At 43.1% G+C, this 22,457-nt stretch carries 18 protein-coding genes; 10 read left to right on the top strand and 8 right to left on the bottom strand.

Features of this window, described 5'->3' with window-relative positions; genetic code table 11:
• Window positions 1–38: 38 nt before the first annotated feature.
• Together NMU02_RS04795 and NMU02_RS04790 are read right to left on the bottom strand one after the other, a co-directional pair.
• Window positions 39–1,277: a hypothetical protein gene (locus tag NMU02_RS04795; protein WP_255026149.1), complete on the bottom strand. Its 1,239-nt coding sequence runs from the start codon at window positions 1,275–1,277 to the stop codon at window positions 39–41.
• A gap of 293 nt (window positions 1,278–1,570) precedes the next feature.
• Window positions 1,571–2,167 carry an HdeD family acid-resistance protein gene (locus NMU02_RS04790; RefSeq protein ID WP_255026148.1) on the bottom strand — a complete coding sequence of 199 codons (597 nt, stop codon included), beginning with the start codon at window positions 2,165–2,167 and terminating at the stop codon, window positions 1,571–1,573.
• Window positions 2,168–2,391: 224 nt separating this feature from the next.
• Between NMU02_RS04790 and NMU02_RS04785 the strand changes: the two genes are divergently transcribed.
• From NMU02_RS04785 to NMU02_RS04775, 3 genes are all read left to right on the top strand, one after another.
• Window positions 2,392–4,374 carry a putative porin gene (locus tag NMU02_RS04785; RefSeq protein ID WP_255026146.1) on the top strand — a complete coding sequence of 661 codons (1,983 nt, stop codon included), beginning with the start codon at window positions 2,392–2,394 and terminating at the stop codon, window positions 4,372–4,374.
• A gap of 18 nt (window positions 4,375–4,392) precedes the next feature.
• Entirely contained in the window at window positions 4,393–5,217 is an 825-nt protein-coding gene (locus tag NMU02_RS04780; RefSeq protein ID WP_255026144.1) for a transporter substrate-binding domain-containing protein, read from the top strand.
• A 181-nt stretch (window positions 5,218–5,398) separates the two neighbouring features.
• The gene (locus NMU02_RS04775) at window positions 5,399–7,471 is read left to right on the top strand and encodes a TlpA family protein disulfide reductase (RefSeq protein ID WP_255026143.1); all 2,073 of its coding nucleotides are present in this window, start codon (window positions 5,399–5,401) and stop codon (window positions 7,469–7,471) included.
• Window positions 7,472–7,589: 118 nt separating this feature from the next.
• On the opposite strand, the gene NMU02_RS04770 is transcribed toward NMU02_RS04775, so the two are convergent.
• Together NMU02_RS04770 and NMU02_RS04765 are read right to left on the bottom strand one after the other, a co-directional pair.
• Window positions 7,590–8,885: a M56 family metallopeptidase gene (locus NMU02_RS04770; RefSeq protein WP_255026141.1), complete on the bottom strand. Its 1,296-nt coding sequence runs from the start codon at window positions 8,883–8,885 to the stop codon at window positions 7,590–7,592.
• An 11-nt stretch (window positions 8,886–8,896) separates the two neighbouring features.
• Window positions 8,897–9,256: a BlaI/MecI/CopY family transcriptional regulator gene (locus tag NMU02_RS04765; RefSeq protein ID WP_255026140.1), complete on the bottom strand. Its 360-nt coding sequence runs from the start codon at window positions 9,254–9,256 to the stop codon at window positions 8,897–8,899.
• Window positions 9,257–9,475: 219 nt separating this feature from the next.
• Here NMU02_RS04765 and NMU02_RS04760 point away from each other — a divergent pair, with 219 nt between their 5' ends.
• Window positions 9,476–9,943 carry a GAF domain-containing protein gene (locus NMU02_RS04760; RefSeq protein WP_255026139.1) on the top strand — a complete coding sequence of 156 codons (468 nt, stop codon included), beginning with the start codon at window positions 9,476–9,478 and terminating at the stop codon, window positions 9,941–9,943.
• A gap of 54 nt (window positions 9,944–9,997) precedes the next feature.
• On the opposite strand, the gene NMU02_RS04755 is transcribed toward NMU02_RS04760, so the two are convergent.
• Window positions 9,998–10,603 carry a GNAT family N-acetyltransferase gene (locus tag NMU02_RS04755; protein WP_255026138.1) on the bottom strand — a complete coding sequence of 202 codons (606 nt, stop codon included), beginning with the start codon at window positions 10,601–10,603 and terminating at the stop codon, window positions 9,998–10,000.
• Window positions 10,604–10,877: 274 nt separating this feature from the next.
• Between NMU02_RS04755 and NMU02_RS04750 the strand changes: the two genes are divergently transcribed.
• Window positions 10,878–13,718: a glycoside hydrolase family 2 protein gene (locus NMU02_RS04750; protein WP_255026137.1), complete on the top strand. Its 2,841-nt coding sequence runs from the start codon at window positions 10,878–10,880 to the stop codon at window positions 13,716–13,718.
• A gap of 81 nt (window positions 13,719–13,799) precedes the next feature.
• Here NMU02_RS04750 and NMU02_RS04745 read toward each other — a convergent pair whose 3' ends face one another.
• The gene (locus NMU02_RS04745) at window positions 13,800–14,450 is read right to left on the bottom strand and encodes a DedA family protein (protein WP_255026136.1); all 651 of its coding nucleotides are present in this window, start codon (window positions 14,448–14,450) and stop codon (window positions 13,800–13,802) included.
• A 382-nt stretch (window positions 14,451–14,832) separates the two neighbouring features.
• On the opposite strand from NMU02_RS04745, the gene NMU02_RS04740 reads away from it, so the two are divergent.
• The 5 genes from NMU02_RS04740 (at window position 14,833) to NMU02_RS04720 (ending at window position 20,481) form a co-directional block, all read left to right on the top strand.
• Window positions 14,833–17,052: a GH92 family glycosyl hydrolase gene (locus NMU02_RS04740; protein ID WP_255026135.1), complete on the top strand. Its 2,220-nt coding sequence runs from the start codon at window positions 14,833–14,835 to the stop codon at window positions 17,050–17,052.
• 126 nt (window positions 17,053–17,178) lie between these two features.
• Complete coding sequence (locus tag NMU02_RS04735) at window positions 17,179–17,715, top strand: SecDF P1 head subdomain-containing protein (RefSeq protein WP_255026134.1); 537 nt, start codon at window positions 17,179–17,181, stop codon at window positions 17,713–17,715.
• A 67-nt stretch (window positions 17,716–17,782) separates the two neighbouring features.
• Window positions 17,783–18,553, top strand: coding sequence for a 4Fe-4S dicluster domain-containing protein (locus NMU02_RS04730; protein WP_255026132.1), 771 nt, complete (start codon window positions 17,783–17,785; stop codon window positions 18,551–18,553).
• A 297-nt stretch (window positions 18,554–18,850) separates the two neighbouring features.
• Window positions 18,851–19,603 (top strand): hypothetical protein, encoded by a 753-nt coding sequence (locus NMU02_RS04725; protein WP_255026130.1) that lies wholly within the window; start codon window positions 18,851–18,853, stop codon window positions 19,601–19,603.
• A 158-nt stretch (window positions 19,604–19,761) separates the two neighbouring features.
• Complete coding sequence (locus NMU02_RS04720) at window positions 19,762–20,481, top strand: hypothetical protein (protein ID WP_255026129.1); 720 nt, start codon at window positions 19,762–19,764, stop codon at window positions 20,479–20,481.
• 437 nt (window positions 20,482–20,918) lie between these two features.
• Here the strand turns inward: NMU02_RS04720 and NMU02_RS04715 are convergent, their stop codons facing one another.
• On the bottom strand, window positions 20,919–21,899 hold the full coding sequence (locus NMU02_RS04715; RefSeq protein WP_255026128.1) for a DUF5106 domain-containing protein: 981 nt from the start codon (window positions 21,897–21,899) through the stop codon (window positions 20,919–20,921).
• Window positions 21,900–22,034: 135 nt separating this feature from the next.
• A complete protein-coding gene (locus NMU02_RS04710; RefSeq protein ID WP_255026127.1) occupies window positions 22,035–22,298 on the bottom strand; it encodes an HU family DNA-binding protein in 264 nt (87 codons plus the stop codon).
• Between the last annotated feature and the right edge of the window lie 159 nt (window positions 22,299–22,457).

The following is a 22,457-nucleotide window of genomic DNA, read 5'->3' as shown; positions in this document are numbered from 1 at the left end:
GGTTTTACCAATCGTTATTATATACAATTTATCACAAATTATCTACCACGGCCGCCGCCGGAACTTCTTCCGCCGCCACCCGAACTACGACCGCCACCGCCGGTTGCCGGAGCCGGAGAATAACTGCTACGGCCACTATTATACGAACTGTTATTCGAACTACGTCCCCGATTATCGGAAGGAGTATATGAAGAACGTCCCCGGTTGGTTGAAGAGCCGGAATTGTAATTGGTAGAAGGACGACTGGTACCGCTGTTATACGAATTGTTATTGTTTCCACGGCCAGGAGTAGCAACACTGGTACGTCCGCGATTGGGAATGTACGAATCTCGTCCTGTGGTAACACCTGTGCGTCCCGAATTATAATCAGTTCTTCCGTTCGAAACTCCAGTACGGCCCGGATTTACAGCACTGGTACGACCCCGGTTTACAGAAGACCGGCCGTTATTATAATACCCGTTGCCTGTACGACCGGTATAAGAATTACTCCGGCCTCCGGCATATCGACCCATCGAGGAATAGCGATATGGAGATTCCCATCCGTGATGCCAATGACCTCCCCAACCGTAATTGGGATACCAGCAACTGCCACCCCAACCATAACTGGGATACCAACCACCGCCCCAGCCCCAACCGGGACCATACCACGGATCATACCAGGGTGTATTCCAACCGAAGCCGAACCCCCAATTGCCCCACCGCCAGGAGAGGCTGGTATATGAATAAGGAGCCCAAGTATAATTCCAATACCAGGGATTAGTCCAGGTAGGTGTTACGTAGGCATACGAATTGTTATCGATATATATATTCCAGTCACCCGGATTCATAAAATAAATGTCGGTATAAGCCGGGTCACTTAAATGAATTGTGAATTTGGGATCGTGAAAACGTCTTATTCTTTCGGCATATTCATAATCCGATTGCGAACCATTGAATCCGTTCAGATAATAACCGTCGTCATTATTATTCGCTTGCTCTCGGGTGTCTACAACCGCTTCATCTTCTCTCTGATCGTTATACAAAGAATCATTACCTCCCGTATAACGCCGGTTATATTCATCGATGTCCCGATCGGCAGTATTCGACCGAGCAGGTTCTATGATAATCGTACGCTGAGTTCTGGCCTCTTCTGCCTTCTCTTTTTTCTTTTGCTCTACAATCGGATTTTTTTCACCCGGCTGGTAATACAAATCGTCTTCTTCGATATAACGTTGCCCCAAAGCAACCGTACCCAGTCCGATAAAAACCAATAAAGAGGATAATCTTGCTTTTCTCATAATCGTGTCCTCCCGATATATTTATTTATTTTATTACTTAGACTTCAAACTCAATTGAGAGTTTAAAATACCGGCACTCTGTTTTATTTTTTTAGCGTACCGTATCTCATTTAAAAAATAAGACGTATCAATACGTACGGTTCGCTGCACATCATCTGCCATATTTATACAAATATACCACAAATCTGTGTATATGACATTGTTTTGCAAGAGTTTTTAACTATAAAGCAATAAAGGCATCCCATAAAAAAGATGCCTTCATTTAATTTAAAGAAAATAAGAAATATACCAAATTACAATTGACTAATCGGTTTCTGTTCGTCGGTATTCGAGGGCATATCTTTAGAGGGCTTCAGATCGTATGCAAACACGATAAGCGATATCCCCCAATATATAAATACAAAGGCACATAAAAATAATATCGTATAGGTAGCTCCGAATGGCGAAAGAAAGAATAAAAACGAGATCACGAGTAATAAAATACCGTTGAGCAGATACACCCACCAAAACTTGTAATTAGAGGTCATGGTAAATGACGATACAATATTGCTGATCCCTTTAAAAAGGAATACAAAAGCGAAGAAATAAGGTAACGTCACCTCGCTGAGCGCAAGATTTCCAATCAGAAGAAAACCGATAAAAATATCAAGTATTCCTCCGGCCAGCCACCAGCCCCACCCATGAGAACGTTTTGTTACATTTCCCGCAACTGTCAATTGTACAACACCGGTAAGAATAAGTCCCCAACCGAATAACATAGAAATGACCGCATAACCGACCACCGGTTGAAAGAGTAACCATATACCGCAGGGAACAAGAAGAATCCCTATGATCATCATTACCCACCAATATTTTGTTTTTCCCCAAAAATTAAATGTCGTTACTTCCATAATAATGTTTTTTAAGTAAAGTATAATTTATAAATTCCACGAGTATAACAATGTCACGAAGTATTTTGATTATTTACACACGATAAAATATGTTAAGACATTATGGGGATTCATCGAATATTTCCCACTCTTTAACGCCTTTTATTTTAGGCTAAGTTGTTTTATAGAAATAAAGAAAACAGGATTATGAGATATTTATTTTTTAGTTTTATCTTTGCAGCCGTATGAAAAGAAACGGGATTCTTATACTCATAGGTCTCCTCTGTATTCTTGGTGTTGCAGCCAAAAAGAAAGAACAGGGGCCCGATCCTTATGCCTGGCGCATTACACAACCGCTCGGAGATCGTTATCGTGTACCTATGGATACCCTCACACTTAATTTCTACGATACCGACTGGCCTCCCGCCTATTCGGTCGCATACGGTTATTTAGGCAATCTCGGCAGTCCCGGTTTATCAAAAATATTTTTCGACCGGCCGGATATGCCTCAATTCATATTTAAAGAGCCTTTCCATCACCGGATAAAGACTCCCTCGAATATGACTTTTTATAATTCCCGTATTCCTATCACACAACTATCGTATTTTTCGGGCGGATCTAAGCAAAGTAAACAAGAAGACCTGAGTGCCATATTTTCTGGAAATATAAATAAAAAACTCGAGCTGGGCGGCAGAATAGATTATTTACTCTCGAGAGGGCATTATGAACATAATGCGACAAAAGATTTCGACTGGCAACTGTTCGGAAGTTATATTACCGACCGTTACGATTTGCAAGTTTTATTCAACACCTATAATTTTGTAATTCAAGAAAACGGAGGAGTGATCGACGATCGACAAATAACCCATCCCGACGATTACATAACCACTTTAGGAAATCTCGACTCTCATAGTGTGCAAATAAATTTAAACGACGCATACAACCGGGTAAAAGGGAAAAACTATTACGCAACACAACGATATAAACTGGGATTTTACAGAACCGAAGTAAAAGATACCACAGAAACAGAGGTATTCGTCCCCGTTACGAGCTTTATACATACGATCGAATATAACGATAATATGCGTCGATTTGTAAATAATAATGCCGAGGAAGACCAGAAATATTTTAAAAATACCTATATCAGCAAAAACGGCACCAACGACTCTACTTCCTATTGGTCGTTACGGAATACACTGGGTGTTTCGTTGCTGGAGGGATTCAATAAATATGCAAAAATGGGTCTTGCTGCTTATTTGACTTATGAAGTAAGACATTTTAAATTAATGTCAGATCCGGTTTCTCCCGACTATATCGCACAACCTTCGATACCAGTACTCGATCTTAACGGAGCTTCATTCCATTCTTCTCTCGCCAGTCATAACTATACCGAAAACCTGTTGTGGGTAGGTGCACAAGTATCGAAAAGAAAAGGTAAAATACTGACTTACAATGCCGATGGGAAATTGGGAATTACCGGCCCGGAAGCGGGATCACTCGATATCAAAGGAGAAATTCAGACTCGATTTCCTATTTTTAAAGACACGGTTCAGTTAAAAGCATACGGATTTTTTAAAAACACCGAACCCGCATTCTATTATAAACATTATACCTCGAATCACTTTATCTGGAACAATGACTTCGGTAAAATACGACGTTTTCGCATAGGAGGAGAATTCAGCATCCCACGTTGGCGTACCAGACTGAATGTGGGTGTAGAAAACATACAAAATTATGTTTATTTCGGACCTGAGGCTCTTCCTCTGCAAGAAAATTCTATTATGCAGATCTTCAGTGCTTCCCTCGAACAAAATTTTAAAGCCGGCCCTTTGCATTTCGATAATCATCTCGTATATCAAAAAACGAGTAAACCTTCGGTTATACCTTTACCCGAGTTCAGTTTCAGCAGTAATCTCTATTTTATTTTTAAAATAGCTAAAGTATTACATGTACAACTGGGGGTAGACTGTCGCTACTTCACCCAATATTACAGTGAAGCCTATCAACCGGGAATACTTGCGTTTCACACCCAAAATGAAACCAAAATAGGGAATTATCCGATCATGAACGCCTATGCCAACATGAAACTGAAACAAACGCGTTTCTTCGTCATGTATTCCCATGCCAATCAGGGAATTTTAGGCAATAATAATTATTTTACGATTCCTCATTACCCCATTCCGCCTTCGATGTTACAGATCGGAATATCCATCGATTTTGTTAATTAATTTATTAATGGCTTTCCTATGAAAAATCGCAACAGACTTATATTATACGTAATATTACTCGTTCTTTCAATCTCGGTTATGGTCATGATAAAAAAATGCTCAAGGCCAGTTCATTTGCCCATACGAGATTACGAACAAATTGCAAAAAGCGATACCTTGAGAATCGTAACCGACTATACCCCATTAAGCTACCGGGTTTCGGGCGATACGGTCATCGGATTCGATTATGAACTCGCTCACCTCATCAGCAAAAGAAGCGGACTGGTAGTAGAAGTATATCCGGAAGTAAGTTTGAGCAAAAGCCTCGAAGGGCTTAACGAAAACCGTTACGATATTGTAGGACGTCCCATACCTATTACCACCGAAAATAAACAAAATTATAATTTCGCTGAAACCATACAACTAAACAAACAAGTACTCGTACAGCGGAAAGCGGAATATAACAACGGGAAAAAACCGATACGCAATCAATTGAATTTAGGGAAAAAAGAATTGTATATCGTCAGAGACACTCCTACCCGACTACGTATCGAAAATTTGTCTCATGAGATCGGAGATACTATATACATAAAAGAAGAACCCGTCTATGGTGCCGAACAACTGGTAATTATGGTCGCAAAAGGAGACATCGATTATGTGGTGTGCGACGAAACGATCGCCCGGAAAATGGCGAAAGAATATTCCGAAATCGATTATGGGACCGATATAAGTTTTACCCAATTTCAATCGTGGGCTTTACGTAAAAATTCGCCGGTACTACTGGATAGTCTTAATGTTTGGCTCAAAGAAATCAAAAAAGGCGATGAATTTCGCTCGCTTCAAAAGCGTTATTTCGGAAAATAATCGACACGATTCCAATATTTTTAATATTTTTACACACTACATAATCTATGTATTTACACAGTTATTATATAATTAATAATATATAACAATAAAAAATAAAAAGCTTTACATATATCTATTTTTATACATTTGTTTTCCAATTATGCTATTTAAACGTCACATTTTATTTAAAACTAATTTCATGAAAAAAAATCTAACACGTATTATCCTGTCATTCATTGCTTTTGTTATTTCAATCCCATGTTTTGCCGAAGATATATCTATACCAACCTCACTGAAGGGCAATTGGATAAACACTCAAACAAATGAATGGGAATACGGCTTATTCGAAAAATTCGCTGTTTACGATTGCGACTTTTGGAATTATACTTCTATCGTTCCTTTAAAGAAAAACGTTCTGATGATTAATCTCGAAAATGGAGAAAAGTCTCTTTCGATAAAAATAAAGGAAGAAAAAAACGGTACGATTTCGATCGAATCCGGGAAAAAGAAAAAAAGCGTTTATAAAAAAGCATCTAAAGAATTTTCATATTATCCTCAAAAAGACCACTCACGTTTTAACATAAGCGATTACCGTACAGATTCAGTAACTATTACAGGATATTTCAGAAATTTCGACCAGGTGACCGAAGAAGATATGCGTTTTTTTCGAAAATTTCAAGTTATTATACACTTAAAGCCTCAGAAAGAATATAACATAGAACCAGATTCTTTGGGCCGGTTTAAAATACGTATACCCGCATTCGCCCCGCAGTATATCGATATTTACCCTTTACTTTCAACGGTTGTTACACCCGGTGAATCCTTGTTTTTTTATTGCAATATCAAAGATTTCACAATTAAACCCGAGGATAAAAGTATTGTCGATCATTTCAAAAGGGAAAAAGAAAAACTCTTTATGGGTAAAAATGCCAGACTACATAACGAATTATCCGAATTATTATCCCAGAATTACTGGTCGGTAGATTACTATCAAATGAAATCGATAAAAGAAGACATGAAAGCCCTCGAAGATATAAAATCAAAATATAACGAAGCTTTACAAAAACTAAGTGAATACATAAACAAATATCCGGCTCTTTCACAAAAAACGATCGATATCGCCCGGCAAAATTTCCTGTACCAGTACGGGTATTATGTCATGCAACGTTATTTCAACCTGATAGAGGAGAACCGTATTTCTTTTGATACGCCGGAATATTTCAAATTCATCGAAAAAGAATTTCCTCTCGATAACGAATTAGATTATACAGCCACAAAAGAATTCAATGATTTTATCGAAACGTATCTCAGTTATATAAATCGGCAAAAGTCTGTAACGATGCCCGATGGCAGTATTGCTATTATATACAAGCCCAATATCCATAAAATATGGAATCAGTTGATAAATGATGGACTGGTTCCTGACGAAGATACCGGTCTGGAAGAAGAAACAGCCCGCATTATCGAAGAAATAGAAAAATTGCCAATCGATAAAAGAGCCAATTCTTTTACCCCCGATAAACAGAAAAAATTAGATCAATTAAATAAATATTTCCAACTGCCACAAGCAAAAGAGCTTCTGGAAAAAGACCTCATCGCAAATGATCTGAAAACAATCGATTCGGTCATTACCAACCCTATATTAAAAGAATTACTTACCGCCGGCTATTTTATAGAACAATTAAATCAAACCCAAAAACCCTTATCAGAAACCGCATTATCGATTTTAAACGCAAGAGTTACCCACGACGCTTTTAAAAGCGATATTCTAAAACAACAAAATCAATACATTACGATTAAAGAAAAAGGATTTATCGATTTCAACAGTCTGAAAGATGTTTCAGCATTTAAAGATTTTGAAGATGCGAAAATTCTATTGAAAGAATTGCTAAAACCGTATAACGGGAAAGTAGTTTACCTCGATATATGGGGAACTTGGTGTGGCCCTTGCCGGGAAAATATGGCACTGATGCCGGACATCGAAAAGGAACTCTCCGGAAAAGACGTTATATTTATGTATTTGGCAAACAATTCGCCCGAAGATACCTGGAAATCATTTATCAAAAAAACCGGGCTTTCGGGAGAAAACATAGTTCATTACCGTCTTCCCGACCACCAACAACGCATGATTGAAAATTTACTTTCGGTAAGTGAATATCCCAGTTACTTTATTTTCGACAAAAAGGGAGAATTAATAAAAATGAACGCAGCTTCCCCTAAGTTCAAAAATATTCTTTTACAACAAATCGAGGAAGCTCTCGAGAAAAAATAAACCTGTTACAAAAAAGTCCGGCATCTCTACCGGACTTTTTTTATCTTAATTATCCACAGTATCGTTACTCTGCATAACTAATGTTTCAACTACAAACTCTATTTATAGCAATAATTCGTTAATTAGTACGCCAAACTACTAAGCTAAAATCTATAGGTACCGTATACCATACCCTTTGTGGCATACCGGATTTATTTTTACCGGGTATCCATTTAGGCATAGATTTAATAACACGTACCGACTCTTTATCGAGAGAAGGATCAACACTCTTTAAAACTTCAACCTGATTTACCGAACCGTCTTTTTCTACGATAAATTTAACGATAACACGTCCTTGAATCTTTTTCTCAGAAGCGTCTACAGGATATTTTAAATTTTTTGTGATATAAGACTTCAATTCTGTTTCCCCACCCGGAAACTGGGGCATTACAAAAGCAGAAGTAACTACGGTATCGGCAGTCTGTAAACCGAATGTTTCTCCTATAGTTTCTATCGGCAGAGAGTCGGCAATCGCATCCTTAGCCGTAGACATGGCTCGCGTATTATTCAGCATCAATAAAAGGCCTATGACCGGCACTAACATCAAATATTTTATTCCTCCGATGTTAGAAGTTTTCTTTTTATTCAACATTTTAATTCTTTTTTTTAAAGGTAATACACTAAAGTTATTATATAAATTTGCTGCAGCCATATTGATCTCGCGGGTTTTATCGAATCCTAACAGATTATATTGATACTCTTTCTTATTTACTCCCTGCCTTAAAACGCCTTCATCAGCCATAAATTCGTGGTTCATTCTTATTTCACTCCTCAACAGCCAGACAAACGGATTATACCAACCGATACAAGTAACTACCTGTGCTATAATTATATCTATTGAATGCCATTGCTTCACATGCACTTGTTCGTGCAGAAGTATATCGTATAACTCCCCCTGCTCATAGCCTTCAGGATATACACATATCCACCGGAAAAAAGAATGGGGTTCTTCTTTAGATAGAAGGCTACGAACTTTTATTCCAGAAATCGTTACGACGGGAATTTTTATAATTTTCCGGCAAATAAGGAATATCCCTAACGCCATTTTTATAAATAATATAAAAGAAACCGAAGCTATCCCCGCCAATACCGCCAAAAGCAACCATCCGGTTTCCGGTTGTAATGTAGTCTCCGAAATTACGGGAACCAGTTTCCTATATGTCTCTACGATGGTTTCCGCAGTTTCATTTCCGGGCCGCCATTCCGGCAAATCGATAAAAGGGATTGTAAACGCTACCGCATATATGAGAAGTAATACGACCCTATGCGCATAAAAAAACTTATCCCTGCTGAAGAATAATTTATAAAGTAAATATAAAACTGCCAGAGCAAAATTTACTTTTATCATATAGGTAATAAAGGCGACCATATGCATATTATAATATTTTACGATTCTTTTTCGATAATATCGATCAGTTCTTTCAACTCTTCTTTACTGATTTTCCGATCTCTTACAAAAAAAGAGACCATTTCTTTATAAGAACCTGTAAAATAATTACTTACAACACCACTTAAAAAATAACGCTTATAATCGCTTTCTTTTATTGCCGGCTGATATCGTAAAGAATTTCCCATTTTTTCAGAAGAAAGATACCCTTTCTTCTCTAAATTACGAACGACCGATGCCACACTCGTGTAAGGTGGACGCGGCTCGGGCATATTATCTACTATATCCCTTATAAAAGAGGAGCCCGATTGCCAAAAAAGCAACATAATTTCTTCTTCCTGCTGTGTCAGTCTTTTCATAAAATATTTATTTAAATATCAAACTACTATTTTTTCGTAAATCTACGAAGTTTTCGTAGATAAAGATCGATATTAATGTTAAATTATTTTAAACCATTTGAATTTCTCCCGGTAGATCTTCGGATTTAAAAAGCTTCAGCCGCAAACGGATTCACAAATGTATCTTTTTCATTATTTTTGCGGAAATAATACCGCATCATAAAATAATACCTGAAAATAATGTCAGAATCATTACACATATCCGGAAATAATAAAGAAGAACGGTATAACTGCCTTCTCCCCCAAATTCAAGGTCTTCTCGAAGGTGAAACCGATCTGATCGCCAATCTGGCAAATATCGCAGCCGCTCTAAAAGAAACATTCGGTTTTTTCTGGGTCGGATTTTATCTCGTCAAAGGCGAAGAACTCGTTTTAGCGCCTTTTCAGGGTCCACTGGCCTGTACCCGCATAAAATACGGCCGAGGGGTATGCGGAACGGCCTGGCAACAAAAAAGTACGCTGATAGTCCCCGATGTCGAAAAATTTCCGGGACATATAGCCTGCAGTTCGCTTTCCCGATCAGAAATCGTCGTTCCAATGATTAAAAACGATACCGTATGGGGTGTATTGGATATAGATAGTAAAGATTTATCTTCATTCGACCCTATCGACCGCAACTATCTCGAAAAACTCGTCGACTTAATATAAACGATGACCTACTGATATTTTAAACATGACATTTACCATCATTTCGTTAAATACTTATTTGAAACGAAATGCGTCGAGATGTCTATCGATGACCGTTCTTATATCATTTTCGTCGATCTCTCCTATTTTTATAAAAGAGGGTAAATTCTTTATGCCCGATTCACATCCAACAAATTTTTCCCACCACGAAACATCGTACCAACGGCCGAATTTATAACCGGTTTTATGAAAAAGACCGATCAAACTGAACCCCAGACGGGAATGCAATTTTTCACTATTTTCATTCGGGGAGGTAACGATTCCGTAAACATTTTGCAGGTTCTGCAATTTCAGCAAATCGATCAACGTTTCATACAGTAAAGGCCCCAAACCGTAACCGCCGTATTGTTCATCGATATACACCGACAATACGGCGTTCCACTGATACGCCGCCCGCTCCATGTGACGGGCGGCGTAAGCGTAACCCACGATTTTTCCATCTACCGTGCATACGAGATAAGGATAAGATGTTAAAACTGTTTCTATCCGTTCCCTGAATTCCGTTATAGCCGGAACGGTATATTCGAAAGTTATCGCTGTATTTTCTATATAAGGTGCGTATATCGCCAAAATATCTTCCGCATCGGCTGCCGTAGCAAATCTTATACCCAAGTTCTTCATCTCATACGATCTTTTCGTTCAGACTGCAAACTTACGGGTTTGCTTTTAAAATGCCAACTCCGAGACTCATTTCTTTTCCCTGCAACCGATAACCCTCTTATGAAACATAGCGGTACTATCCTTAGGATATTGTCCAAAAGTTTATATTTATTTTCTGCATATCTCTCAAAAAAAGATAAGACATTCTTTTATTGGCTGGCATTTCGCGGAAAAAAGTTATTTTTGTTCCATTAATTCAAGTTCACCACATTATAATCACGACACTTTTTATAATATGAAAAAAGAATACCGGCTATTGAAGTTATCGGCTCTCGTGGCAGGGCTGTTCATCTTCCCCGCTTTATCTTCACAAACCCTCAACCAGCTCTGGACAGGACTGCGAACCCCTCAAAAAGACCTTCCGGTCAGCAACGCAACCGTACCCGAAACCCGACGTGTACCCAAACGGCATATCCCGACATCGCTCACCCCTTTGCAACCGGGAGAATGGGTTCTTTCCCAAGGCTGGGAAATGACCGACGGTACTACGGTCATAGAATCCCGGCAGTCGATCTTCGACCCGAAAACGGATACGCAAGTTTGGTACAACGCAACCGTTCCCGGTACGGTACTGACTACTCTGGTCGATCAGGGCGTATATCCCGACCCCTATTACGGACTCAACAACCTATACATTCCCGACTCCCTATGTCGCACCGACTGGTGGTACCGGATTGTTTTCGAGGTACCGGAAAATACAGCGAATAAAAAAGTGCGTTTGGTATTCGACGGAATTAATTACAGGGCCGAAATATTTCTGAACGGGAAAAAAGCCGGGAAAATAAACGGCGCATTTATAAGAGGAGATTTCGACGTTACCTCCCTGATTAAAAACAAGGAGAAAAACGTGCTCGCCGTACGCATTCTCCCGCCCGATAATTCCGGAATTCCTCACGAACAATCGATAAAAGAAGGACAAGGCCTCAACGGGGGGACCCTGAGCCTCGACGGTCCCACCTTCATCTCGTCTATCGGATGGGACTGGATACCCGGCATACGCGACCGCAACATGGGTATCTGGCAGAAAGTAAAACTCAAAATCGGAGGCGACGTCATCATCGGCGATCCGCTAATTGTTACCGATTTGGCACTCCCCGATACTACCCGGGCCGCCATCACTTTAAAAACCGATATCCGCAATACGTCCGGCAAAACGGTAAAAGGAAATCTTTACGCCCACATCGAAGGTACCGAGATCTCAGCACCGTACACCTTACAACCTTTCGAACAGAAAGAAATCCGCTTTTCTCCCGAAGAACACCCGGAACTGAATATGGCCCATCCCCGGTTATGGTGGCCCAACGGTTACGGTACCCCTGCGTTATACGACCTTACGCTGGAAGCCGACGACGGCAACGGTTTTTCCGACCGGAAAAAAATCCGCTTCGGTATCCGGGAACTCTCTTACGAACTTATGATAAATACTCCCGACAAGGGAAACATCCGGGTATCCTATACTCCCAACGATACCCGGCATCCGGGAAAGCCGGTTTTCGATTACGAAAAAAGGGTGCACTACACTCCCGACAATCAACTCCCCACTTTGGCTAAAAATGCCGATACCTCGGGGCTGAAAATACTCGACCCCAACGATCCGGTAGGGCCTTTCCTCGTACTGCGTGTAAACGGAGTGCGCATTTTCTGCCGGGGCGGAAACTGGGGAATGGACGACGGGATGAAACGCTGCTCGAGAGAGCGCCTCGAACCTTATTTCAAATTGCATAAAGAGGCGCATTTCAATATTATCCGCAACTGGACAGGCGAATCTACCGAAGAAGACTTCTATGCATTGTGCGACGAGTACGGGATGCTCGTCTGGAACGATTTCTGGATCACCACCGACGACACCGTCGAGCCGAACGATTTCCCGCTCTTTTTGCGCAATGCCACCGACGTGATACGCCGTTTCCGCAATCACCCGAGCATTGCGGTATGGTGTCCCCGCAACGAAGGGTTCGCCCCGGCAGAACTCGCGCCCATGCTCTCTGCCATGGCAGCCAAAGAAGATCCTACGCGGCATTATCACGGACAATCCCGCTACCTGAATATGGGAACGAGCGGCCCCTGGGGATACCTGAAAAATCCGGCCGATTACTTTACGAAAAACGCAAAGGGATTCCTCACCGAATTAGGAACTTATGCCGTCCCCACAGCTAGCACGATTCGCAAATTCATCGCTCCGCAAGACCTCTGGCCCATCAACGACGTATGGGCCTACCACGACCTGCATCACACCACACAAAATTTCGATGATTTCATGCAGGCCGTAAACCGTTACGGAACACCTTCCGGAATGGAAGATTTCGCCGATAAAGCCCAATTCGTCACTTACGAAGCCTGGCGCGACATGCTCGAAGCCTGGAACAGTAAAATGTGGAACAATACGACCGGACTCATCCTCTGGATGACGCATCCGGCCTGGCCGAGCATGATCTGGCAAACTTACAGTTACGATTACGAAACACCGGGATCATACTTCGGTGCCCGTAAAGCCTGTGAACCGCTGCACATACAAATGAATCGGCCCGACGATAAAATCGTTATCGTAAACACCACCCGCAACGACGCGAAATCCCTGACGGCCACCCTCCGGTACTTCGATCCCGACGGAAAAGAGTTATTCCGAAAATCCGGTAAATTCCATGCCGCCGCCAACGCTTTCACCGATTGCTTCCTTCCCGAAAAACCGTCCGGCTTGCCTTCTTTATATTTGGCCCGGGTAGAATTAAAAGATCGGAAAGGCCGCACCCTATCGATAAACGACTATTGGAGAACGACCGGAGATTCCCGGTCTTATCAGGCTCTAAGCCAAATGCCGGCAAGCCGGTTAACGGTTCGCCTACTGAAAGAAAACGATCGGAACCGGGTAGAAATAACCAATATTTCGGCTCATCCGGCCGTCTCGATAAAATTGAACGCGACAAATCCCGAAACCGGGGAAATCATACTACCGGCTTATTTCTCAGAAGGATATTTCAACTTGCTGCCGGGAGAAAAGAGAATAATCGAGTTCTCTCTTCCCGAAGGCTATACCCGTAATTTCAACGTTATAGCCTCTGCCTATAACGACAAATAAGAAACAAAACCGTTAATAAACAAGGGCCTGCGGAATTCATTCCGCAGGCCCTTGTTTATTTCAGAAACGCACAGGAAAAAATTATTTTTGCGTTTTCATTTTATTGCGAATCACTTCGATAACAGCCGGTAATAACGACACTACGATGATGACGACGATCAGTAATTTCAGGTTTTCCTGTACAAAAGATAATCCCCCGAAAAAATAACCCAGATAGGTAAACAATACGACCCACACGATACCGCCCACGACATTATACAGCGAAAAACGACGGTAATCCATACGTCCCATTCCGGCCACAAACGGTGCGAACGTACGTACGATAGGAACGAAACGGGCCAGTATTATCGTCTTTCCGCCGTATTTTTCATAAAACGCATGCGTTTTTTTCAGATAACTCTGTTTAAATATTTTCGAATCCGGGTTACCGAAAAGTTTCTGTCCGAAAAACCGGCCTATCAAATAATTAGAAGCATCCCCCGATATCGCGGCCACGATCAGCAACAGCACCAACCCATGCACGCTAATGTCGTTTACAGGCAACGAACTCAAAGCCCCCGCAACGAATAACAGCGAATCTCCCGGCAAAAAAGGCGTTACCACCAGCCCGGTTTCACAAAATATGATCAAAAAAAGAATCGCGTACACCCATACCCCGTAATCGGCGGTCAGTTCGGCGAGATGCACATCGATGTGCAGGATAAAATCGATAACGAAATGCAAATACTCCATAAATAAATTATGTACGATAATAATCGGGAATAAAGGTAAAAATAAGGTTACTAATCACCATCGCATCATCTGTTACATTTTTATTACGATTTTATTACTTTACCGTTTCAGCTGTCCCCGATAAGAAATCCGGGAAACCGGAGTAAGTGCCATATCGTTTCGTTCCTCTAAAAACAAAAAATAAGTTTTATCTTATAAATATTTATATATCAATATATTAACAACTATCTATTTATCTATTTTCAAAAAAGAGCACCATTTTAACCCCGATTTTTTTTGATAAAACATTTTATATCAGTATCTTTAACGGGAAGAAACACACTCACATACATTACGTTATGCCTTAAAAAATATTTAAAATTTTCACTTAAACACATTTGCTATGAGAACCAACGTAAAACTGCTATCCCTCATTGCTTTATCGTGTTCCGTCCTATTTTCCTGCCAAACCGGAAAACGGGATACGAAAGCGCCCGAAGACAAAGTGTACATGTACATCGGTACGATAAACCCCAAAACAAGGGGCGCCATCCCCGTTATTAAAGTACCGGGAGGATCGGTCGGCCTCTTCCCCTCTTTTACTCCCGGATTTACCGACATGTACGTCGCCGATAAGATATACGGTTTCCCCATCGGAAACGGAAGCCTTATGATCGGTACGGGAGATACGAAAAAGGGAATCCGGGCCAATGCCTCTACATACGACCACGACCTCGAGACCGCTACCCCTTATTATTATCAGGTACTGCTCGAAGACCCCGGTGTAAACGCCGAATTTACAGTTACGGCCAATACGATCGTTTTCCGCTTCGATATTCCGAAAGACCAGCGGTACGATCTATTGCTGAATATGCCTAAAAACGCCTCCTTCGCATTAAAAGACAGTTCTACCATCGCCGGTTCCTCTACGGGCAGAAACAACGCTCAAAATTTCTATACTCTGCAACTGAGCCGTCCCTGCCAGTCGTTCGACCAAACCGCCGATGGCTGGAGTATCGGCTTCCCGGCTTCCCCGAATGGCGAAACGCTCGAGGTAAAAGTGGGAATCTCTCCCGAAAATGCCGACCGGGCGACCGACTTTATCGCACAGGAAATCGGTACGATGACCTTCGACCAGGTAAAACAAAAAGCTAAAAAGGCCTGGAACGAAGAATTAAGTCTGATAAAAGTAAAAGGAGGTACCGAAAAGCAACAAGAACTCTTCTACACCACCCTGCATCGTACCCGCGCCCTGCGCATGGGGAACGTATGGGATACCTATCGCAGCGCCTATCCTCTGCAAAGTCTTATCAAACCCGAAGATACCAATAAAGCGATCCGGGAATTCATTCGCAAATACGAAGAAACCGGCTGGCTGCCCAGTTCGGGTGCCATGATCGGACATCATTCTACAGCAGTCATCGCCGATGCTTACATGCGTGGAGTACGCGATTACGACGTAGAAAAAGCATACGAAGGGATGAAAAAGAACGCCCTGCAGGCGACCATGATTCCCTGGAGAGATTCGGGCTACGTGACCGAACTCGAACAATGCTATTTCGATAAAGGATTTTACCCGGCACTCCCCGTCAAAAAAGGAGCCCTCGTTCCTGCAGCCGTGACGAACGACATCAACGAAAAAATGCCTTATCAAGTACGCTGGATGCCCGAGACCGGAGTAAAAGAATGGGTTAAAGAGGTCGATAGTTGGCATCGTCGCCAATCGGTATCGGTTACGCTCGAACATTGTTACGACGACTGGTGCCTGGCTCAGATGGCAAAAGAGTTAGGGAAAGAAGACGATTACACCCTCTTCATGAAAAGAGCGCATAACTACCGCAACCTGTTCAAACCCTCTATCGGCCTGATGGCTCCGAAATCGGCCGATGGCGAATGGATAGAACCTTTCGATCCCAAATATTCGGGCGGTTTCGCCGGAGAAGCCTACTTTGCCGAAGGTAATTCCTGGGTATACACCTGGCACGTACAGCACGATGTACAGGGGTTGATCAACCTGATGGGCGGAAAAGAAAAATTCGTCCGGAAGCTCGACGAGTTGTTCTCCACTTCCCACCGCATGGATAAACTCACTTTCCTGGGACAATTCCCCGATATGACCGGACTGATGGGCATGTATTGCCAGGGAAACGAACCGGTATTCCATATCCCTTACCTGTACAACTATGCCGGACAACCTTGGAAAACGCAGAAAAAAGTTCGGCAAATCATGGACCTCTGGTTCGATACCGATCCTCACGGAATCAGCGGTGACGAAGACGGCGGAGCCATGTCGAGCTGGTACGTATTCTCCGCTATGGGATTGTATCCGCAATGTCCGGGACGTCCTATCTTCGACATCGGAAGCCCTGTTTTCGACGAAGTATCTATCAATGTAGGCAACGGAAAAACCTTCGTAATCGAAGCTAAAAACGTGTCGGCCCAGAACAAATACATCCAGTCGGCCACTCTCAACGGAAAACCGTTCGACCAGACCTGGATCAACCACTCCGATATCGTAAAAGGCGGTAAACTCGTTTTCGAAATGGGACCGCGTCCCAACAAGCAATGGGGTAGTTCGCCCGAAGCGGCAGCTCCTTCCATGTCGGCTCCCGAAAACGAATAACGACAGCCGGTCTTATATTACAGGAAGCATCCGGGAGGAAGCATTTTTCCCGGATGCTTTTTAATGCGATCCACCGAAAGGTGTATTTCTCCTAAAATAACTTATCCAAACTATACACAAAACAAGATGAAATTCTATTCTTTTTTCATATCTCTCCTTCTGCTGGCCGTTACAGGCACATTCTTCTCCTGTTCCAAAAAACAGACCGACCGAGCCGACGGCTGGTACACCATTACCGGCAATGCCGCCGACAGCCTTTCGCGCGAACCCATCGTAACCTATCGTGATTTTGTCGATCTCCGGTTAGACTCTTCCGTAAACGAAGCTACAGGAGATACCCTATTCGTCATTATCGGGAAAACCGGCAAACAGGGAACCGAACGATTTGCCGAAGCTACCGAAAAATCCATCGGAAAATGCATTGCTTTCGTATTCGACAATACCATCATCAGCGCCCCTCAAGTCAATATGCGCATCGATAGCGGTAATTTCATGATCTCATCGCGTAAAGGAGACGACATTCCGCTCATTTACCGCACCTTAAAAGAAGAAAAAATAGAAGCTGCCCGGGAAGCGTTCCCACAAATCGCGAACGACCCCGCCCTCTCGGCCGCTCAAAAAGACTCTGTTCTTTTCAAAGCCGACCTTCCGGAAATAAAATAAACCCCGAAACATATTCTGCGCCGTATCGCAATATCCGACCCGACAAAAAAACAAATACTTCATTTTTATGATCCGTACTACCCGACTTATCTATTTCAGCGCTACCGGAACGACCGCTCGCATCGTTTCCGCTATCGGAGAAGGCATCGGCAATACCGATACGCTTTCCTGCGCTTTGTTGTCCCATACACCGGCCGATTTATCGGTTCCCCCCGACGAGATCGCGGTTTTCGGAGTTCCCGTTTTTTCCGGACGAATCCCGGCTCCGGCCCGGGAAGCCCTCGAAAAAATAAAAGGAGACCACACTCCCGCCGTCATCGCCTGCGTTTACGGAAACCGCGACTACGACGACGCCCTACGCGAACTCTCGGACATCGTTACCCGCAACGGCTTCCGGGTACTCTCGGCCGGAGCCTTCATCGGCCAGCATTCTATCTTTCCCGATACGGGCCGCGGCCGGCCCGATATGTCCGATCTGGCGATTGCCCGTAAATTCGGTACCGACAGCCTCTCCATCGCATTACAAAACAAAGCCGCCCCTTGCGAAATAAAAGGCAGCCAACCCTATCGAAAAGCCCAAAAAGTTCCCCTTTACCCTTCAGCCGGTAAAAAATGCAACCGCTGCGGCATTTGCGCCGGGCAATGTCCGACACAGGCGATCGATCCCCAGAATCCCCCGGTAACCGACAAACGCAAATGCATCTCATGTGCCCACTGCATCGCCGTGTGTCCCCGGCACGCAAGAAAGTTCCACGGGCTACTCTATCGCTTGGTCTCCCGCAAATTCGTCAAAAAATATTCATTGCGCAAAGAGCCCGAACTGTTTTTCAGCCGGTAAACCTTCTTAAGAGACTGTTTTTCAATACTCTCAAACAGGATCGTAGAGCTTCCAGTCTTCTTTTTCGATCGTAAAGAGTGTTAAATAGTACCGTATCAGAAGTTAAAAACAGAAATTACCCCTACACCGAAAAAATAAAATTCGGTATTTTTGCTTCGTAAGTCAAGAATTCGCTTTTTTTTAATATCGGTATATATATTCTATAATATACACAAAAAACGATACCGGCTTCCGGTATAACCTAAAAAACGATTCGTCTCAGCCGTTTCCCCGCGGTAAAAAAAGGGAGGGTTTATCATGAGTAGCAGCAAGGACAAACGGATGTATATCAAAGTCCTGTTTTTTATCGTCGGTATAGGATTATTGTTCGATATAGTCAGGGCCATCGGTGATTTGGGAGACTATCCCGAAAAAATCTGGTTGCATCGTTGCAATTCCGTCGAAAAACTGGTCGAGAAGCACGACAAATATCCCAACATCGAGGTCGATGTCGTTTTCCGGGAAGACGGGAAATTCGATGTTACCCACGATCTCGACAAAAGTTACGGTCTCGACCTCCGGGCGTACTGCCTCTTCATGCAAAAACTGGGCGGCCGCATATGGCTCGATATCAAAAACATGACCGAAGAAAACAGCCGTGTTATGCTCGATGCGCTCGAACAGCTTCTCGACTTATACCATATTTCCAAAGAAAACCTCATTATCGAAAGTTCCTCTTGGAAACCCCTCGCCCTGTTTACCCGCAACGGGTACTATACTTCTTTCTACGTACCCTTCGACAAACCGTCGCGCCTCGATGACGAGCAAATACAGGACTGTATCGAAGATCTACAGGAGATTGTCGACAGCAAAGCGGTGAAAGCGCTCTCGTTCCCTTACTGGTGGTACTCCGACATCAAAGAAAATCTACACCGTCCCGTCGACCTGCTCACCTGGGCGCACCGTTCCACCCAGCTGCAACTCCTGCTTTCCCCCCGCGGACGAAAAATGCTGAACGATGATCAGCTAAAAGTCATTCTGGTAAAGGAAAAAGGAGATTATCACCGGTAAAATCTCCTCCGCATGTGCCGATCGAGTATTTCAACCCCATTAATTCACTAAAAAACAGATGCTTTATCTTTAAAATTCGCTATACTCTGCACATAAAACGTTAGTATCACACCTGCATTCAAACAAAAAAACCTAAACTTTACAGTAAAAAACCTACCATGAAAAAATTTTATTCAACCCTTATAACGGCATTCTTATCCCTATCTCTATGCAACGGACAAGAATTTATATCTAAATATCCTGAATTAACGAAAAAAAACTTGTCCGAATTCTTTGCCGACTGGAAAGCCTACTCAGATTCGATTGCCGCTAATGTCCCGTTGCAAGACGTAACTTTAGACTCGATAATCACTTGCGAGATAAATGCTTACAGAAATTTATCCAACCATACCCGTTTACCTAAATTTAATGTACTTCTTCGATATATTAAAGTAGATCGATATTTCATCGAGGCAGATACAACGGCATATCTAAAATATGGATATATATATGACCAAAATGATAATAATGCTATAATCGAGTATCGTTTAGACAGTATTACACCGCCTCTCTCTCCCACAGGACTTTATTTGACAGATAGTATAGAATCAAAGTTGTCGCATTTTGCAGGAGGTTTAAACAAAGCCGACGGTACTCTAACGAAAATAAAAAATAAAAATCTTAAAACCTTGAGCAAATATATCGATTTAGCTTACGGTCATTGGGGCGGTTACTGGCATTTTTGTACCTTTCCCCAGATTTACAGAATTACAGCAGCTCATAATTTATTGATATTTAAACGACGAACCAGCTGGTGTACAGGAGATGAAAGATGGTATAAAAAATCCGGAAATGTTTTTATCCGAGACCCTGAAAGAAAAAACGGGTGGATAGAATAGAATAACCTTTTGCCGATTACGATAGAAGATTCAGACAGGTAAAACAACCGTTTTCCAATACGGACTAAAACAAGATCGATTCTTCTGGTAGCCGGTAAAGAAAAACGCCGCTCCCGGGAGGCAGACCCGCAGCGACCGCGATAACTCCCAAGTGTGAATATGCCCGGGGAGCGGCGTTTTCTCAAAATATAACCACTAACAGTATTAATGAAAAAATAAACAAAATAGCGATGGTTATCGCGGCGCATATCAAGATCGAAAAAGTCAGCGAACGGCTCTCTTCTTCTTCGGTTTTTATCTCATGGTTCCTTATCCTTTTCAATATACTTTTCATCGCTCTATCCTCTCTATTCGAAATGTAAAATTATTCTATTCGTCGATATATAAAATACGATTTATTCACCGGCAAGGTATTTCCCGATCTTTCCCGCCCGGGATCATTTGCCGCTCCCCTGCGATAACTCGGCCCGCGACAAATATTCCTCGATTTTCTCTACCGAAGCATCCTTCATCAGTACTTTTTTCTCCCGGTCGAGCAAATACAGTGTAGGCATCGCCTTTAAGTCGTACAACGCCTGCCGTTCTATGACCTGACCGCCATCCCGGGCATTCAATATAAAATGGGGGTACCGGGTCTGCTGCCACGAGATTACATCGCCTTCGGTGTACACGGCCAATATCACCAGACGGGGAATTCCGTTGTCGCTCGAGCGGCACAAAGACGCAAAAACTTTCGAATCCGCAATATAATCTTTCACGCGCCGGCAGTCTTCGCATCCGGGATCGTTAAAAAACAACACCGTGTACCGGGCCTTTATACGCGACATGCGGCCCTTACGGCCATCGGCCAGAATGTATTCGAAATCGGCCGCCCGTTCTCCGGGGCGGTTTGTCATCGCCATCGTCAGGCGGTGACGCAACCGTATCTTTTCAGTCGGGTCGGTCAGCGGCGAAGCCAGGGCATGCTGCAAAACAGGCACATAACGCGTTTCATCGCTAAAAGGCGAATTCACGTCATACAGGTATTTCCCCGCCAGTGCCGTAAAATGCCGGTACGCCGCACTGTCAGCCGAGGCACGATCCATCATAGCCGCCATGGCTTCTCCGGCAATCTTCTCCCCGGTCATACGCAACACATCGAGGAAATCGGCCAATGCCTGCTCGCCGATCTCCGGGCGAAAGACGAGGGCTGTATCCTTAAAATCGAACAAATCCCAGTAATGCATCGCCAGCCAGTCGGCACGTTCGGCCGGAACGGTGAGCGAGTCGGGAATTTGCGGCAAAACAAATCTCTTTTCCGGGACCCTCGCTTTACCGGCAGACGCATTGCCGCTTATTGCGGTATTCGTATGGTGTCCCGAGCAGGCTGCCGTAATAAGCAAGAAACCCGCGATAAGTATATATATCCTATTTTTCATATCCTATAAAAAAAACATTTATCCTCAATTAAATGCCGGGACAACATACCCGACAATACAAAAATCTTCGATCCCCGGCTACCGCCGCAATAAGCCGCAAGTCCGAGGACGAGGCAGAATCCCACCGGTTCCCGGTTATAGCTTCAGCATCGACGAAACTTTAAAACAAACCTTCTTCCGGGATTCCATTCTCATTTTTTCCAGTCGCCGGGGATTAAAGATAATCCGGGAGCGGGACGTTTTAACGATAAAGGTACCGAATCCTTTTAAAGAGATCTTTCCCTCCTGTTTCAATCCAACGGTAATCACCGAGAGAATCGCTTCAAACGCCCGTTCGGTCTCTTTCCGGGTGAGACCGCACTCTTTGGCGGCTGCTGTCAGTATTTCTTTTTTGTTCATAACGGCATATTTTAAGTTATTCACACGAAATATCCGATTTCCACAGGCCCCGCTACGGTCACCCGCCGGAAACCTTTTCCCGCTCTACTCTCCGGATTTGCCCGGCAAATAAAAGATAGCCGCTCCGGCTTCGAAGCATTGTGTGTCTATCATCTGTTC

This window comes from Coprobacter tertius, from assembly GCF_024330105.1.
GTDB classification, from domain to species: domain Bacteria; phylum Bacteroidota; class Bacteroidia; order Bacteroidales; family Coprobacteraceae; genus Coprobacter; species Coprobacter tertius.
This window is presented reverse-complemented; position numbering and strand designations above follow the sequence as displayed.